Origin of the sequence: Streptomyces lydicus (assembly GCF_004125265.1) — a bacterium.
GTDB classification, from domain to species: Bacteria; Actinomycetota; Actinomycetes; order Streptomycetales; family Streptomycetaceae; genus Streptomyces; species Streptomyces lydicus_C.
In genome coordinates, this window is sequence record NZ_RDTE01000003.1 from 5084620 (window position 1) to 5101391 (window position 16772).

Genomic DNA, 16772 nt, shown 5'->3' on the forward strand with positions numbered 1-16772 from the left:
CCGGACAAGAAGCAGGCCGGAAATACTCCACTCGTTGCCGGACCCCGTGCTCCCGCGTCACACTCGCGTCAACAGGTGATCCAGAACCTGTCGGCCGGGCCGCCGTGCTTCCCGGGCGGTTCGGGGGGCGGGCGCTCACGGTGATCGAACTGCGACCGGATACGCTGGCCAACGGTGGAGACAGCGACAGATCGACATTCAGTTTGATCGTCAGCAGACAGGAGTACCCCTCGTGACCGTCGTCGGGCCCTTCGGGCTGAGCGTGCGGGACCAGGCTCTTGAGGCCGATGTCCAGGCCGGGTTGGCGGCTGTCGAGGAGGGCCTGCTGGAGGCCACCAAGAGCGACGTGCCGTTCATCACCGGATCCGCGCAGCACCTCGTGCGCGCGGGCGGCAAGCGGTTCCGGCCGCTGCTGGTGACGCTGGCCGCCCAATTCGGTGACCCCTACAGCCCGGGCGTGGTGCCCTCCGCGGTCGTCGTGGAGCTGACGCACCTCGCGACGCTGTATCACGACGACGTGATGGACGAGGCCGAGGTGCGCCGCGGCGTGGCCAGCGCCAACGCCCGCTGGGGCAACTCCGTCGCGGTGCTGACCGGCGACTTCCTGTTCGCCCGCGCCTCGCACATCCTCGCCGACCTCGGGCCGGAGGCGGTCCGGATCCAGGCCCAGGCGTTCGAACGCCTGGTGACCGGCCAGATCCTGGAGACCGCGGGCCCGCGCGACGGCCGCGACCCCATCAGCCACTATCTGGACGTCCTGGCCGGCAAGACCGGTTCGCTGGTCGCCGTCGCGTGCCGGTTCGGCGCGATGATGTCGGGCGCCGAGGAGTCGACGGTCAACATCCTCACCCAGTACGGCGAGCGGCTGGGCACCGCCTTCCAGCTGGCCGACGACGTGCTGGACATCGCCAGCGATTCGCACGAATCGGGCAAGACGCCCGGCACGGACCTGCGGGAGGGCATCCCGACGCTGCCCGTGCTGCATCTGCGGGCACGCGCCGAGAGCGACGCCGCTACGCCCGAGGACCGGGCCCTCGCCGAGCTGCTGTCCGGGGATCTCACGGACGACGCCCGGCATGCCGAGGCGCTGGCCGGCCTGCGCGCCCACCCGGCGCTCGAAGAGGCCCGCCGCGACACCGTGCGCTATGCGCAGGAGGCCCGCGCGATGCTGGCGCCGCTGCCGTCCTGCACGGCCAAGTCGGCCCTGGAAGGGCTCTGCGATGCGGTGGTGCACCGGGCGGGCTGAGGTCCCTCCCCGCGGCGCCTGTGCCCCGCATCCCCTGGAGCCGTCCCCGCATCCCCTAGGGAATGGTCCGACTCCGGTGGTACGGACTCTGACCTGAGGTGACCATGCGTCATACCTCAGCAGTAGGACGAGTTGCTCCCGCTGGTTGACGTTATCCGTCCCGCGATTTGGTGAGATGGAAGCATCAGAGCGCGGCGGACGGTCACAATGAGCCCCAGGGGTGACGGGTGGACAGCGCAGCAACCGCCGCCAACGACGGAGGTAGGGCAGATGCCACGGAACGAACCGACACAGGGCACCGACGGATGGGACGAGGGGCGCTCCCAGAAGCGCCGTAAGGCGGTGCGGTATGGCGTACCGGTCGCCGTGGCGGGAGTGGCGGCGGCCACGATCGGGCTGGTCCCCGCATTCGCCGGTTCGCCGGACCTGCCGAAGATCTCCGCACAGGACCTGATAGCCAAGGTCGCCAAGTCGGACGTCCAGCAGCTCTCCGGGACGGTCCGGGTCTCCACGGACCTCGGTCTGCCGTCCCTGCCGGGTGCCGGCGGCGCGGCGGGCGGCTTCGGCGGCGGCCAGGCCGGTGCCGGCGGGAAGGGCGGCGAGGGCGCCTCCGCGGCGCCCCAGAACAAGCTGATGGAGCTGGCGTCCGGTGCGCACACGCTGCGCGTCGCGGCCGACGGTCCCGAGAAGCAGCGGGTGTCGATCGTCGACAAGGCCGCCGAGTACAGCCTGGTCCACAACGGCAACCAGATCTGGGCCTACGACAGCGGCAGCAACACCGCGATGCACAGCACCGCCCCCGACTCCGGCCGGCACGGCAAGCAGCACCGGGCGCCCGAGGGCCTGCCCAGCGGCCTGAAGAGCGCCACCCCGCAGGACCTCGCGAAGCAGGCCCTGAAGGCGGCCGGCGACACGACCTCGGTCACCGTCGACGGCACCGCCACGGTTGCCGGGCGGGACGCCTACCAGCTGCTGATCAAGCCCAAGCAGGCCGCCTCGACGGTCGGCTCGATCCGGGTCGCGGTGGACGCCGCCAACGGCGTGCCGCTGAAGTTCACCCTGACCCCCAAGAGCGGTGGCGCGGCCGCCATCGACGTCGGTTACACGAACGTCGACTTCGCCAAGCCCGCCGCGAGCACGTTCTCCTTCACCCCGCCCAAGGGCGCCAAGGTCGTCGACGGCGACAAGGAAGCGGCGAAGGACCGGCGTGAGCACGGCAAGAACCTCCCGTCCCACCAGGACGCGAAGGACTTCCAGAAGGCCAAGGGCGGACTGAAGACCAAGGGCGGACTGAAGGTCATCGGCAAGGGCTGGACGTCCATCGCCACGATCAAGGGCGCCGGCCCGGGCCTGCCCTCCGGCAAGGAGCAGGGTGGCGGCGGTGACGCCACCAAGTTCCTGGACAGCATCGGCGAGAAGGTGCACGGTTCCTTCGGCTCCGGCCGGGTCTTCAGCACCCGCCTGGTCAACGCCCTGGTCACGGACCACGGCACGGCCTACGTCGGCGCCGTCGACAAGCAGGCCCTGATCGACGCCGCGAACGCCGGCAAGTAACGGGCCACCGCGCGGCAGCGCAGAAGCGCCGAACTCGGTACAGGGCGCGGCAGCGCAGAGCGCGGCATTGCAGAAACGCGGAAGCGCGGAAGCACAGAAGCGCAGAAGTGCAGGAGCACAGAAGTGCGCGAGCGCCGTGCCATCCCTCGGTGGGTGGCGCGGCGTGGCCGGTGGACCACATCCGTACGCCGTTGGGGGGGGGAGCCGATGCCACAGCCCACCGCCTCGGCGCCCGACGGTGCCCGGCCATCCGACGGTGCCCGGCCATCCGACGGTGCCCGGGGGGCCGACGGCAGCCCCGCCCGCCGGCCCGCCGGGGAGCCGGCGATCGAGACGCGCGGGCTGACCAAGGCGTACGGGGGCGGCCGGCTCGCCGTAGACGGCCTCGATCTGGCCGTACCGCGGGGCAGTGTCTTCGGCTTCCTCGGCCCCAATGGCTCCGGCAAGACCACCACCATCCGCATGCTGATGGGCCTGATCGAGGCGAGCGCCGGCAGCGCGCGGGTGCTGGGGCAGCCGATGCCCGCCGCGGTCCGCCGGGTGCTCCCCAGGGTCGGCGCGCTCATCGAGGGCCCGGCGCACTACGGCTTTCTCAGCGGGCGGGACAATCTCCGCCGGTTCGACGCCGCCGACCCGCTCGCCGATCCCCGTACCCGTGCCGCGCGGGTCGGGCACGCACTGGAGCGGGTGGGCCTGGCCGCCGCGGCCGGCAAGAAGGCGCGCGCCTACTCCCTCGGTATGAAGCAGCGCCTCGGCCTGGCCGCGGCCCTGCTCCAGCCCCGCGAGCTGCTGGTCCTCGACGAGCCGACCAACGGTCTGGACCCCCAGGGCATGCGGGAGATCCGCGCGCTGATCCGTGACCTCGCGGCGGACGGCACCACCGTCTTCCTCTCCTCCCATCTCCTGGACGAGATCGAGCAGGTCTGCACCCATGCCGCGGTGATGGCCCGCGGCCGGCTGATCACCCAGGGCACGGTCGCCGACCTCTCCGCCACGGTCCTCGACTCGCACGGCCCCGGGCACGGCCGGCTGACGGTGACCACCCCTGACCCGGCCGACGCGGTCCGGGTCCTGAAGGAGCACGGTCTGACCGGCCTGGAGGTCACCGGCGACCGGGTGACCGGCGAACTCCCGGCCCCGCACGCGCCCCTGAGCACACCGGACGGCGGTGCGCCCCCGGACCTGGCGGATCTCAACGCCGCGCTGGTGCTCGCCGGGGTACGGGTCCGTGGCTTCGGCAGACAGCGGGCATCGCTGGAGGACGTCTTCGTTCAGCTGACCGGGGAGGGCTTCGATGTCGCAGGCTGAGGCGGCGGTGCGCACGCCCCGACCACTGTGGTCGTTGGGTCTGCTGCGCAGCGAGATCGCTACGACGTTCCGGCGCTGGCGCACCCTCGCGCTGCTGGCGGTGCTCGCGGGCGTACCGGTCCTGGTCGGTATCGCCGTCAGGATCGAGACGGGCGACGGCGGCGGCGGACCGGGCGGTGGCGGTGGCGGTGGCGGCCCGGCGTTCCTCTCGCAGGTCACCCATAACGGCCTCTTCCTGGTCTTCACCTCGCTCGCGGTGACGCTGCCGTTCTTCCTGCCGATGTCCATCGGGGTGATAGGGGGCGACTCCCTCGCCGGTGAGGCCCATGGCGGGACGCTGCGCTACCTCCTGGTGGCGCCCGCGGGCCGCACCCGCCTGCTGCTGGTCAAATACGCCACGATCCTGACGTTCTGCCTGGTGGGCACCCTGGTCGTGGCGCTCTCCGCCCTGGCGACCGGAGCCCTGCTCTTCCCTCTGGGCAAGGTCACCCTGCTCTCGGGGACGTCCGTGTCGTTCGGCGAGGGGCTGCTGCGGGCGCTGGCCATCTCGGTCGCGGTGGCGCTGTCCCTCATCGGAGTGGCCGCCATCGGCCTGTTCGTCTCGGCGCTCACCAGCAGCGGTATCGCCGCCATGGCGACCACGGTCGGCCTGCTGATCACCGTGCAGATCCTGGACACCCTCCCGCAGCTGCACGCCATCCAGCCCTACCTCTTCCCGCACTACTGGCTGTCGTTCGCGGATCTGCTCCGCGATCCCGTCTACTGGGACCAGCTGCAGAAGAACCTCGGCCTGCAGGCGCTGTACGCCCTGGTATTCGGCTCGGCCGCCTGGGCGCGCTTCACCACCCGGGACATCACCGGGTGAGGCCGTCCGAGGGCGGCGCCACGGCCGGCGCTCCGGCGGGCCGGGCCGCCGCTGCTTCCGCGGCCCCGGCCCCGGCCCCGGCTCCGGCCCCGGCCCCGGCCCCGGCTCCGGCTCCGGCACCGGTCCCGTTCCCGGCCGTCGCCTCCGCACGCGCCGCAGCATCGGCTAGTGCCGTCCGCCCCCGCCGTGCGGTCCGCAGTGCGTCCCAGGTCAGTACCGTCAGGGCCGCCCACACCAGAGCGAACCCGGCCCAGCGCTCCGGCGGCATCCGCTCGTGGAAAACGGTGAGCCCCAGCAGGAACTGGAAGGTCGGCGCCAGATACTGCATCATCCCGATCGTCGTCAGCGGCAGCCGCATGGCCGAGGCGCCGAAGCAGATCAGCGGTACCGCCGTCGCGATGCCGCAGCCCGCGAGCAGCAGTGCCTGGCCCAGCCCGCCGGTGGTGAACCGGGACTCGCCGTGCAGGGCGAGGAAGACCAGGATCCCCAGCGCGGGCAGCAGCTGGAGGGCGGTCTCGGCGCTGAAGCCCTCGATCCCGTCGAGCTTGATGCCCTTCTTGACCAGCCCGTATGTCGCGAAGGAGAAGGCCAGCCCGAGCGCGATCCAGGGCACCTTGCCGTAGGCGACGGTCATCACGACGACGGCGAGGAGGCCGATCCCCACCGCCGTCCACTGCAGCGGCCGCAGCCGCTCGCGCAGCACCAGTACGCCGAAGGCGATGCTGACCAGCGGGTTGATGAAATAGCCGAGCGAGGCCTCCAGGACATGCCCGGCGTTGACCGACCAGATGTAGAGGAACCAGTTCGCCGAGATGACCAGGGCGCAGACCAGGACCAGCCCGAGCCTCCTTGGCTGCCGCAGCAACGGGCCGACCCAGGACCAGCGGCGCAGCACGGCCAGGATGACGACGGCGACGGGCAGCGACCACACCATGCGATGGGCCAGGATCTCGAACGGCGAGGCGGCGTCCAGCAGATGCCAGTAGAGCGGCAGCAGGCCCCACATGGTGTAGGCGCCGAAACCGTAGGCAAGTCCGACACGCTGATCGCTTCGAGGCTGCAAGGGGGACCTCCGCAGAGTGCTTCACCGCCTCTGCGAAAGTAGCGCCGCTCTGCCCGGCTGTCATACCTGTCTTGCCATACGGTCATGACAGGCCGGCGGTCCACGCGTGCCGGGTCCGACCCAGCGTGCCGGGCCCGGCCCCCGCGTTCCGGGCCCGGCTCCTGCGTTCCGGGCCCGGAGAACGCACAACGGGTGCCCTTACGGGACGCCGTAAGACGTCTCCGTAAGGGCACCCGAGGGCAGCCCGCCGGGGGCGGTCGTCGGCCGACGACCGTCAGCCGACGACCGTCCAGGTGTCGTTGCCGGTCAGCAGAGTGGCCAGGTCGCCCTTGCCCTTCTGCTCGATGGCGTCGTCGAGCTGGTCGGACATCAGGGTGTCGTAGACCGGCCGGTTGACGTTGCGCAGGACCCCGATGGGGGTGTGGTGGAGCGTATCGGGGTCGGCGAGCCGGGAGAGGGCGAACGCCGTGGTGGGCGACGGGTTGTGCGCGTCGTGCACCAGCACGCCTCCGGTGCCCTCCTCCCGTACGTCGATGACCTTGAGGTCGCCGGTGGCCGGGTCGCGGATCACGCCCTTGGAGCCGAAGCCGTCGGGGGCCAGGGCGCCGAAGCGGATCGGCTGCCCGTGCTCCAGGCGGATGACGGCCTCCTGGGCCTGCTCCTTGTCCTTGAGGACCTCGAAGGCACCGTCGTTGAAGATGTTGCAGTTCTGGTAGATCTCCACCAGCGCCGTGCCGGGGTGGGCGGCGGCCTCGCGCAGCACCGAGGTGAGGTGCTTGCGGTCGGAGTCGACGGTGCGGGCGACGAAGGACGCCTCGGCGCCGAGCGCCAGCGAGACCGGGTTGAAGGGTGCGTCCAGCGACCCCATCGGCGTCGACTTGGTGATCTTGCCGACCTCGGAGGTGGGGCTGTACTGCCCCTTGGTCAGACCGTAGATCCGGTTGTTGAACAGCAGGATCTTGAGGTTGACGTTGCGCCGCAGGGCGTGGATGAGGTGGTTGCCGCCGATGGAGAGCGCGTCGCCGTCGCCGGTGACGACCCATACGGACAGGTCGCGCCGGGAGGAGGCCAGGCCGGTGGCGATGGCGGGGGCGCGGCCGTGGATGGAGTGCATCCCGTAGGTGTTCATGTAGTACGGGAAGCGGGAGGAGCAGCCGATGCCGGAGACGAAGACGATGTTCTCCTTGGCCAGGCCGAGCTCGGGCATGAAGCCCTGCACGGCGGCAAGGACGGCGTAGTCACCGCAGCCGGGGCACCAGCGCACTTCCTGATCGGACTTGAAGTCCTTCATGGACTGCTTGGCATCGGCCTTGGGCACCAGGGAGAGCGCCTCGATCTGCGAGGACCCCTCCGCGATCGTCTCAGTCATTGATGGCCTCCTTAAAGACCTCCGCGAGCTGCTCGGCCTTGAACGGCATTCCGCTGACCTGGGTGTGCGACCGTGCGTCGACGAGGTACTTGGCGCGCAGCAGGGTGGCGAGCTGCCCGAGGTTCATCTCCGGCACGATCACCTTGTCGTAACGCGCCAGGGCCTCGCCGAGATTCCCCGGGAAGGGGTTGAGGTGGCGCAGATGGGCCTGTGCGATGCGCTCGCCCGCGCGCCGCACGCGCCGTACCGCCGCGGTGATCGGACCGTAGGTCGACCCCCAGCCCAGTACGAGGGTCCCGGCGCCCCGGCCGCTGTCGTCGGCGGGGTCGTCGACCTCGATGTCGGGGACGTCGACGCCGTCGACCTTCGCCTGGCGGGTGCGCACCATGAAGTCGTGGTTGGCCGGGTCGTAGGAGATGTTGCCCGTGCCGTCCTGCTTCTCGATGCCGCCGATACGGTGCTCCAGGCCCGGTGTGCCCGGCACCGCCCAGGGCCGGGCCAGGGTCTGCTCGTCCCGCTTGTACGGCCAGAACACCTCGGTGCCGTCCGCCTGCTGGTGGTTGGGGCCCGAGGCGAACTGGACCCGCAGATCCGGCAGTTCGTCGACGTCGGGGATCCGCCACGGCTCCGAGCCGTTGGCCAGGTAGCCGTCGGAGAGGAGGAAGACCGGCGTGCGGTAGGCCAGCGCGATCCGGGCCGCTTCCAGGGCGGCGTCGAAGCAGTCCGCGGGCGTCTTCGGCGCCACGATCGGCACCGGCGCCTCGCCGTTGCGCCCGTACATCGCCTGCAGCAGGTCGGCCTGCTCGGTCTTCGTCGGCAGACCCGTCGACGGCCCGCCGCGCTGGATGTCCACGATCAGCAGCGGCAGTTCCAGACTGACCGCCAGGCCGATCGTCTCGGACTTCAGCGCCACACCGGGACCCGAGGTGGTCGTCACCGCCAGCGCACCGCCGAACGCGGCGCCCAGCGCCGCGCCGATCCCGGCGATCTCGTCCTCCGCCTGGAAGGTGCGCACACCGAAGTTCTTGTGCTTGGACAGCTCGTGCAGGATGTCGGAGGCCGGGGTGATCGGGTACGAGCCCAGGTAGAGCGGCAGGTCCGCCTGCCGGCCGGCCGCGATCAGCCCGTAGGACAGCGCGAGGTTCCCGGAGATGTTGCGGTAGGTGCCGGTCGGGAAGGCCGTGGTCGCCGGCGCTACCTCGTAGGAGACGGCGAAGTCCTCCGTCGTCTCACCGAAGTTCCAGCCCGCCCGGAACGCCGCGACATTCGCCTCCGCGATCTCCGGCTTCTTCGCGAACTTCGCCCGCAGGAACTTCTCGGTGCTCTCGGTCGGCCGGTGGTACATCCACGACAGCAGCCCCAGCGCGAACATGTTCTTGCTGCGCTCGGCCTCCTTGCGGGAGAGCCCGAACTCCTTGAGCGCCTCGATCGTCAGCGTCGTCAGCGGCACCGGGTGGACGTTGTAGGCCTCCAGCGACCCGTCCTCCAGCGGGCTGGTCGCGTATCCCACCTTCGCCATCGGGCGCTTGGTGAACTCATCGGTGTTGACGATGATGTCCGCGCCCCGCGGCACATCCGCGAGGTTCGCCTTCAGCGCCGCGGGGTTCATCGCCACCAGCACGTTCGGCGCGTCACCGGGCGTGAGGATGTCGTGGTCGGCGAAGTGCAGCTGGAAGCTGGAGACGCCCGGCAGGGTTCCGGCAGGGGCGCGGATCTCGGCGGGGAAATTCGGCAGCGTCGACAGGTCGTTTCCGAACGACGCGGTCTCCGAGGTGAACCGGTCGCCGGTGAGCTGCATACCGTCACCGGAGTCACCGGCAAACCGGATGATCACCCGGTCGAGGCGTCGGACTTCTTTGCCTTCGCCGCCGTTACCGGAAGCGCGCTCTTCCCCGACAAGCGCTGCGTCGGTCTGCTCGGCTGTGCTACTGACCTGGCTGGTCACTGCTTCGGACCTCCCTCGAGGGGTGCGGCGTCCCCGCCGGAGGCAGGGCTCGGGACGTGTCGTACTGACCGGTTGTCCCATAACCATCGTACGTGGGTAAGGGTGGCCTTCCCTGGGGCGCTCGCATGTTGGACGTCAACATGAGACACCAATCTGGTGTGTTTTGTCATGAAATCACCACCCCCGTGACCCCCTCTTCATGACGCTCCGGACTCGTCCATTGGTTCTACGACCAAAGTCCTGGACCGCGGCGGAAAACGCCGCGGAACGCCCACCTGACAGGTTGTCAGATGCTTAGGAGCCGAGGTAGGTGAGTACCGCAAGCACTCTGCGGTGATCCCCGTCACTCGGCGACAGGCCCAGCTTCAGGAAGATATTGCTGACGTGCTTCTCGACGGCGCCGTCGCTGACCACCAGCTGCCGGGCGACCGCGGAATTCGTCCGGCCCTCGGCCATCAAGCCCAGGACCTCCCGTTCCCGGGGGGTCAGACGGTCCAGCACGTCCTGCTTCCGGCTGCGGCCCAGCAGCTGCGCCACCACCTCCGGGTCCAGGGCGGTCCCGCCCCCGGCGACCCGGACCACGGCGTCGACGAACTCCCGCACCTCGGCCACCCGGTCCTTGAGCAGATAACCGACGCCCCGGCTCGACCCGGCCAGCAGCTCCGTCGCGTACTGCTCCTCGACGTACTGCGAGAGCACCAGCACCCCGAGGCCGGGGTGGTCCCGGCGCAGCCGGATGGCGGCCCTGACCCCTTCGTCGGTGTGCGTGGGCGGCATCCGTACGTCCGCCACGACCACGTCCGGCAGCGCCCCCTCGTCCGCCAGCTCCCCGATCGTCTTGATCAGCGCTTCGGCGTCCCCGACACCTGCCACGACCTCGTGCCCCCGGTCGGTGAGCAGCCTGGTCAGGCCCTCGCGGAGCAGCACCGAGTCCTCGGCGATGACCACCCGCACCTTGTCCGCCACGTCCTCCACGGCTCAGATTCCCCCATGTCTCCTCGCGTCCCGCCCCGTCGGCCTCCAGCATTCCAGCATTCGGACGGCGGCGCGGCGGATGAGGGGGGATCGGGAGCGGATGAAGGGGGAGAGGGGGCGGATGAGGGGAAGAGGGGGCGGTACGGGGCCGTGCTACGGCGGTTCCGCCGTCACCCGAGCCACGGCGGCTCCGCCGTCACCCGCGCCACGGGAGTTCTGCGGTGACGCAGGTGGGGCCGCCGGCCGGGGAGTCCACCAGCAGCAGGCCGTCGACGGCCGCCAGCCGCTCGGCGAGGGCGGCCAGGCCCGTGCCCGGTCCGGTGTGCGCGCCACCGCGGCCGTTGTCCGCGACCAGCACCATGAGCCGGTCCGCGGTGTGCCAGACGTCCAGCGTCGCGCCGGTGGCCCCGGAGTGCCGGGAGACGTTCCGCAGCAGCTCGGAGGCGGTGAAGTACGCGAGTCCTTCGATCGCCGCGGCCGGCCGCCGGTGCAGGTCGACGGTCACCGTCACCGGAACCGTGCAGCGCGCGGACAGCGCTGACAGGGCCGGGCCGAGTCCCCGGTCGGTGAGGATCGCCGGGTGGATCCCGCGGGCCAGGTCCCGCAGCTCCTGGAGCGCGGTCTTCACCTCGCCGTGCGCCTCGTCCACCATCCTCGCGGCGGCCTGAGGATCCTCGGCCAGCTTCTCCTTGGCCAGGCCCAGGTCCAGGGCGAGCGAGGCCAGCCGGGCCTGCGCCCCGTCGTGCAGATCACGCTCGATGCGCCGCAGATCCGCTGCCGCGGTGTCCACCACGACCCCGCGGTCCGACTCCAGCTGTGAGGCCCGGGCGGCGAGGGAGGAGGGCCCCAGCAGGCCGTGGACCATGATCCGGTCCACCTGCGTCAGCCCGTGGATCACCCACGGTCCGGCCAGCACCAGCAGCAGCCCTGCCCCGCTGGTGACCACGATCTGGGCCGGAGAGTCGAGAGCGACGCTGTGGCCGTTGCCGTCGATCCACAACTGGATGCCCGACTCGCCGAAGGTGACGGGGAACGCCCACCGCCACAGCGGGGAGGTGAGCAGCCGCCAGCCGAGGGTCCAGAAGGTCACCGAGAAGATGAAGGAGAAGAGCGCCCACGGGAAGTGCAGCAGCGAGTAGAGAAGGTGCCGCCAGGACGCCCCGCTCTTCAGTACGGCCCCGACCCACCCCATCGGGCTCGGCTTGGACGGCCGGACGGGCTCGGGGTCGGCGACGTCCAGCCCCAGCAGCGCGCGGGCCCGCACCCGCTCCAGGGCGCCCAGCGCACGGGCCCCGGCCAGGCCGCAGGCCAGCAGCGGGATGCCGAGGAACGTGATCAGCAGACCGCCGCCCGTGGTCATCACCACCATCGCGTACGTGAACATCACGATGGACAGCGGGAAGCTGAGGAGGAGGTACAGGAACTCCCGCCAGGTGCGCCCGGAGAACGGGGCGCGCAGCCCCTCGGGCACCCGGGAGCCGTGGGGCTGCGGTGCGTATGCGGTTTCCATGTCGCGTCGTCCGTTCTGCCGGATGCGGCCCTTGCCCGGTCGGACCGGCCCGCCGCCCGAACTGCGGGCCGCGGGCGGGTCTTTCCGCCATGACAAGGGTCCGCGGCCGGCGCCCCGCGCACCATGAGGTCTTTCGCAGTCTTCGCCGGGGGTTTTCCCCACCCCTGGGCCTGGGGCCGCCGTCGCCCTCCGCGGCCGGCTGGGCGGTCGCTCCCCATCGCTCCCGTCGGCGCCCATCCGGCTCGGTCAGCGCCCTTCCGCCCCCGCCTTCGCCGCCCTTGCCCTCGTCTTCGAAGCTCGTGCCCCCGTCTTGGACGCCTTGGGCGCCTTGGACGCCTTCGCCGCCGCCCCCGGCGCCGTCCGCGCCCGCCACGGCAGCTCCGCCGTCACCCGTGTGGGCCCGCCCACCGGCGAATCCAGCACGAACAGCCCGTCCACCGACCCCAGCCGCTCGGCCAATCCGGCCATCCCGCTGCCGCCGTCCAGCCGGGCCCCGCCCTTCCCGTCGTCCGTCACCTGGATCAGCAGCCGGTCGTCCGCCCGGCGCCCGCCACCGCCCTCGGCCCGCCAGACCTCGACGGACGCCGTCCGCGCCGCACTGTGCTTCGAGACGTTCTGCAGCAGCTCCGAGACCGTGAAATAGACGATGCCCTCGATGGCGGGCGCGGGCCGCTCGTCCAGGTCCACGACCGTGGTGGCGGGCACCGTGCAGCGCCCGGCCAGCGAGGCCAGGGCGGGCCCCAGTCCGCGGTCGGTGAGGATCGCCGGGTGGATGCCCCGGGCCAGATCGCGCAGCTCCTGCAGCGCCAGCTTCACCTCGCCGTGCGCCTCGTCCACCATCGCCGCCACGCTCTCGTCGGCCCGGCCCTCCAGCAGCTTCTCCTTCGCCAGGCCGAGCCCCATGGCGAGTGCCACCAGCCGGGCCTGCGCGCCGTCGTGCAGATCCCGTTCGATGCGCCGCAGATCGGCGGCCGCGGTGTCGGTGACGGTCATCCGGTCCGTCTCCAGCTCGGCGATCCGCCGCTCCAGTTCGTCGGAGGGCGAGAGCAGACCGCGCACCATGGCCCGGTCCACGGTGGTCAGCCAGCGTGCCAGCCAGGGGAGTGCAGGCCAGGCCACCACGAGCGAGACCAGGGTGACGGCGAAGGTGAGCAGGGCCCAGGGCAGCCGGATGAACGCGAACAGCGCATGCCGCCAGGCGACCGGGTCCTTCAGGCACGTCCACATCCGGGGCAGGAACCCCTGCTCCCGGGCCCGCAGCGGACTCGGCTCCGGCACCCGCACCCCGAGCAGGGCCCGCGCCCGCGCCCGTTCCAGCTTCCCGTACTTGCGGCAGGCCACCAGGCCGGCGGCCAGCAGCGGTAAGCCGATCACGGTGACGGCCAGCCCGATTCCGAGGGTCAGCCACACCACCAGCACCACGAACCCGACCAGACCCAGCGGGAAGTTGGACAGCAGGTAGGCGACCTCCCGCCAGGTCGCGCCGCCGAGTGGCCTTGCGGGCGGCGGCAGTGACACATCGTCAGGGGTGGTATCGCCAGCATCGGCAGCTCTGGGCCGGGGACTCTCCGTCATGCGCCCAGCCTGCCCGGTCGCCGATCTCCGTGCCATGGGGTGGCTGGGGTGGTGGGGGTGGGGTTTTCCCCACCCGCCGCCGGCGACCGTGCTGGACAGCGCATCGGAGGGGGGCCGTATCGTGTCGCGGTACGGAACGGGAGGGGGAGCGTCCGATGGCGCGGCGATGGGTGACGGCGGACGGGTCGGCGCTTCCGCAGGACGATTCGCCTGCTCCGGCGCAGATGCCCGAGGGCTCGGCTATGCGGTTCGCGGGGGAGCACGGGGCGTTGGCGGCGGCCTCGGTGGCGCCGGCGGCCTCGGTGGCCTCGGCGGTGCGGCACGACACCGGCCACACCACCCATCACGCCACTACCCATCAGGACGCCACCCACCACGCCACGAGCCACCACGCCACGACCCACCACGCCACCCGTCACGCCGCCGACAAGGCCGCTGCTGACGGGGCCGCCGATGAGGTCACCGACGGTCCGGCGATGCGCGGGCGCTGCTGGGACGAGCGGAGCCGGACGTGGGCGGCCGGTGCGGCGAGTGTGCTGTTGGCACTGGTCGCCGGAGTTTCGGCGGTGAGTTGGTACGGGCCGGGCCCGGCCGCGCTCGGGATCGGGATCGTCGCGGTGCTGGCCGCGGCCGGCGGAGCTGCCGCCGGATGGCCCGGACGGCGTCCGCTGGGCACCGCGCTGCTGGTCTGCGGCGGCGCGCTCGGCACGCTCGCCTCCTGGCAGGCCGCCCCGGCCGGCGCGGTGCGACTGGCCGCCGTCGGACTGACCGTCGCGGCCGCGCTCGCGCTGCTCGGCCTCCGTACGGAGCTGGGGCGCGGCGGACTCGTCGGCGCGGCGGCGGTCGCGCTCGCGGTGGGAGCGTGGGAGGCCGCGCTGGCACTGACCGGTGTGGTGCGTACGGGAGTCGTCCTCGGTGTGGTCTCGGTGCTCGTGCTGGGGTATCTGCCCCGACTGGCGTTGACGGCGGCCGGGCTGACCCGGCTCGATGACCGGCGTTCCGGTGGCGCGCCGGTGAGCCGGCATCAGGTGGCGACCGCCCTCGGCGTCACCCACCGTGGTCTGGCTCCGGCCACCGTCGCCATGGCGGTCTCCGCGGGCGCGGCGGGAGTGCTCGCGGCCGGTGCGGAGGACGGCTGGTCGGTGGCGGCCGCGGCCCTGCTGTGTCTGGTGACGCTTTCGCGTGCGCGTGCCTATCCCCTGGTGGTCGAGGTTGTCGCCCTGCTGGCGGCCGGTACGGCGGTGGGGGTGAGCCTGGTGTGGCAAGGGGCTGCGGACGGCGCCGGGGCACCGGGTGCGCTCGCCGCGCTGTGTGTGGCGGCGGTGCTGCCACTGGTGGTGCTCGCGGTGCGAGTGCCGGAACACGTTCAGGTCCGGCTGCGCCGGCTGATGAACCTCGTCGAGTCGGTCAGTGTGGTGGCGCTGATCCCGGTGGCCCTCGGGGCGCTCGGGGTCTTCAGCCGGCTGCTGCACACGTTCTGACGGAACCGGAAAGGCGGCCGCGGGACCATGTCAGCAGAGGGAACAACGGGGATGCCGGGGACACCGGGGATGCCGGGGACACCGGGGATGCCGGGGATGCCGGGGATGCCCGCGGGAACGGGCGCCCCGGAGGGTGGCACGGAAGGTGGCACGGAAGGTGGCAAGGGGGGCGGCCCTGGTGCGGTCAGCCTGGAGAAGGGCGGCACCGGCGCTCCCACCGTATGGGACACACCGCTGACGGCGCGGGCGGAGCCGAACGCGCCGGACGCCGGTGCGGTCGCGCCCGGCGTGATGCCTCCTGCGGTGCCGCCGCCCGCCATGCCTTCCGCGGTGCCTCCCGTCACGCGCCCCGCCACGCCTCCCGTCATGCCGCCTGCCATGCCCTCCGCCGGACCGCTGCCGGCTGCCGCTCCGCCGCCGCGGCCCGTACCGGAACCGGCACCTGCGCCGGGCGCCTATGACGCGCCGGCCAACCACGCCGCCGCACCGGGCACCTATGCCGCCGCTCCGGCCCCCTCCGTCACGCCGCCCCCGCCCACCCCCGTTCACACGCCCACCCCCGTTCACACGCCCACCCCTGTGCACACGCCCACCCCTGTGCACACGCCCACGCCCGTACGCAGGTCCCAGCCCACACCCGTCTCGGTACCGCTGCTGCCGCCGGAGCTGGACGCCGTGCGGTCCAAGCCGCGGCACGGAGAGTCGGTCGCGCAGCGTGCGGGGCGGGCCGTACGGCGGGCGATCGCCTCGTCGCCCGCCGCGGAGACCGCCGCCGTCACACAGACCGCGTACGCCATCCAGCAACCGGTGGACACCGGCCGGCAGATCTCCGTGACGAGCATCCGGGGCGGTGCGGGCAAGTCCACCGTCGCCGCCCTGCTGGCCCTCACCTATGCGCACTACCGCGCCGATCCGGTGCTGGCGATCGAGGCCGATCCGGCGCTCGGCACGCTGCCGCACCGGCTGGGCGCACGGGAAGTGCGCTGGTCGGGCACCGATCTGGCGCAGATAGTGGATCCGTCGATGCTGATCACGGACCTGACCGGCTATCTGATCCCGTTCCCCGGCGGCGGCTGGCTGCTGCCGGGCAGCCAGGGCGCCATCGGGACGAGGCTGGACATCGACACCTACCGGGTGGTGATGACGTCCCTGCGCCGGTACTTCGCGACCACCGTCGTGGACTGCGAGACGCTGCCCGCCGAGGTGGCGCGTACCGCGCTGGTGACGACGCAGGCGCGGGTGCTGGTGTCCCCGGCGACCCCGGAGGGAGTGGCGGCCACCCGCTCGGTGCTGGACTGGGCCGGAGGGCTGCACCCCGGCATGCTGCCGACGACGGTGGTGGTGCTCAGCCATGTGTCCCCCGATTCCGGGCTGGACCTGCGCCGGGCCACCGAGCATCTGGGCGTCGGCGGCGCGACGGTGCTCCCGCTTCCCTACGACCGCCATCTCGCGGCGGGCGGCGCGATCCGCACGGAGCTGCTCGGCGAACGGACCCTGCAGGCGGCGGCACGGATCGCGGCCGAGACGATGAACCGGGCCGTCTCGCGCGGACCGGGCCGGCAGCGTACGGGCAGGAACGCACCGGCCGCCCCGGACGGCGGCCACTCCGGTCCCGCTCACTCCGGTCCTGCCTACCCCGGCGCCGCTCACCCCGGCCCCGCCCACTCCGCTCCCGCCTACCCCGGCCCCGCACACCCCCACGCCGGGCCGCCGCCCCGGTGACCAGGCGAGACCACCCACGACGCTTCGCTCCGCCGCCCCGCCCCGCCCCGCCCCGCCCCGCCCCGCCCGGATCCCGGTTCCCTCGGTTCCCCCCCCGCGCCCGTCCGCTCCGTGAGACACCTTCTGAGACAACTGTCCGCGCCGTCTACGCTGCCTGCC

General features: G+C 72.2%; 12 protein-coding genes. 6 read left to right on the top strand and 6 right to left on the bottom strand.

From position 1 onward, the window contains the following. The first annotated feature begins 232 nt into the window (after positions 1–232). The 4 genes from D9V36_RS24795 (at position 233) to D9V36_RS24810 (ending at position 4973) form a co-directional block, all read left to right on the top strand. Positions 233–1246 carry a polyprenyl synthetase family protein gene (locus D9V36_RS24795; protein ID WP_129295708.1) on the top strand — a complete coding sequence of 338 codons (1014 nt, stop codon included), beginning with the start codon at positions 233–235 and terminating at the stop codon, positions 1244–1246. A gap of 270 nt (positions 1247–1516) precedes the next feature. Beyond that, positions 1517–2800, top strand: a complete 1284-nt coding sequence (locus tag D9V36_RS24800; RefSeq protein WP_129295709.1) for a LolA family protein — start codon at positions 1517–1519, stop codon at positions 2798–2800. Between the two features lie 207 nt (positions 2801–3007). After that, on the top strand, positions 3008–4108 hold the full coding sequence (locus D9V36_RS24805; RefSeq protein WP_129295710.1) for an ABC transporter ATP-binding protein: 1101 nt from the start codon (positions 3008–3010) through the stop codon (positions 4106–4108). After that, on the top strand, positions 4095–4973 hold the full coding sequence (locus D9V36_RS24810) for an ABC transporter permease (RefSeq protein WP_129295711.1): 879 nt from the start codon (positions 4095–4097) through the stop codon (positions 4971–4973). The genes D9V36_RS24805 and D9V36_RS24810 overlap by 14 nt, the downstream gene beginning before the upstream one ends. Here the strand turns inward: D9V36_RS24810 and rarD are convergent. The 6 genes from rarD to D9V36_RS24840 all read right to left on the bottom strand — a co-directional run bounded on the left by rarD (position 4963) and on the right by D9V36_RS24840 (position 13410). Then, on the bottom strand, positions 4963–6036 hold the full coding sequence (rarD, locus tag D9V36_RS24815) for an EamA family transporter RarD (RefSeq protein ID WP_129295712.1): 1074 nt from the start codon (positions 6034–6036) through the stop codon (positions 4963–4965). The genes D9V36_RS24810 and rarD overlap by 11 nt on opposite strands. Positions 6037–6310: 274 nt before the next feature. Beyond that, positions 6311–7405: a 2-oxoacid:ferredoxin oxidoreductase subunit beta gene (locus D9V36_RS24820; RefSeq protein ID WP_129295713.1), complete on the bottom strand. Its 1095-nt coding sequence runs from the start codon at positions 7403–7405 to the stop codon at positions 6311–6313. Further along, positions 7398–9350: a 2-oxoacid:acceptor oxidoreductase subunit alpha gene (locus D9V36_RS24825; RefSeq protein ID WP_129295714.1), complete on the bottom strand. Its 1953-nt coding sequence runs from the start codon at positions 9348–9350 to the stop codon at positions 7398–7400. The genes D9V36_RS24820 and D9V36_RS24825 overlap by 8 nt, the downstream gene beginning before the upstream one ends. 294 nt (positions 9351–9644) lie before the next feature. Continuing rightward, positions 9645–10304, bottom strand: coding sequence for a response regulator transcription factor (locus tag D9V36_RS24830; protein ID WP_129298667.1), 660 nt, complete (start codon positions 10302–10304; stop codon positions 9645–9647). Positions 10305–10521: 217 nt separating this feature from the next. Continuing rightward, positions 10522–11835 (bottom strand): sensor histidine kinase, encoded by a 1314-nt coding sequence (locus tag D9V36_RS24835; RefSeq protein ID WP_129295715.1) that lies wholly within the window; start codon positions 11833–11835, stop codon positions 10522–10524. Between the two features lie 246 nt (positions 11836–12081). After that, on the bottom strand, positions 12082–13410 hold the full coding sequence (locus D9V36_RS24840) for a sensor histidine kinase (protein WP_129295716.1): 1329 nt from the start codon (positions 13408–13410) through the stop codon (positions 12082–12084). 155 nt (positions 13411–13565) lie between these two features. Here D9V36_RS24840 and D9V36_RS24845 point away from each other — a divergent pair, with 155 nt between their 5' ends. Further along, positions 13566–14891: a secretion protein snm4 gene (locus tag D9V36_RS24845; protein WP_206739728.1), complete on the top strand. Its 1326-nt coding sequence runs from the start codon at positions 13566–13568 to the stop codon at positions 14889–14891. A gap of 597 nt (positions 14892–15488) precedes the next feature. After that, positions 15489–16613 carry a hypothetical protein gene (locus tag D9V36_RS24855; RefSeq protein WP_241721022.1) on the top strand — a complete coding sequence of 375 codons (1125 nt, stop codon included), beginning with the start codon at positions 15489–15491 and terminating at the stop codon, positions 16611–16613. The last annotated feature ends 159 nt before the right edge of the window (positions 16614–16772 follow it).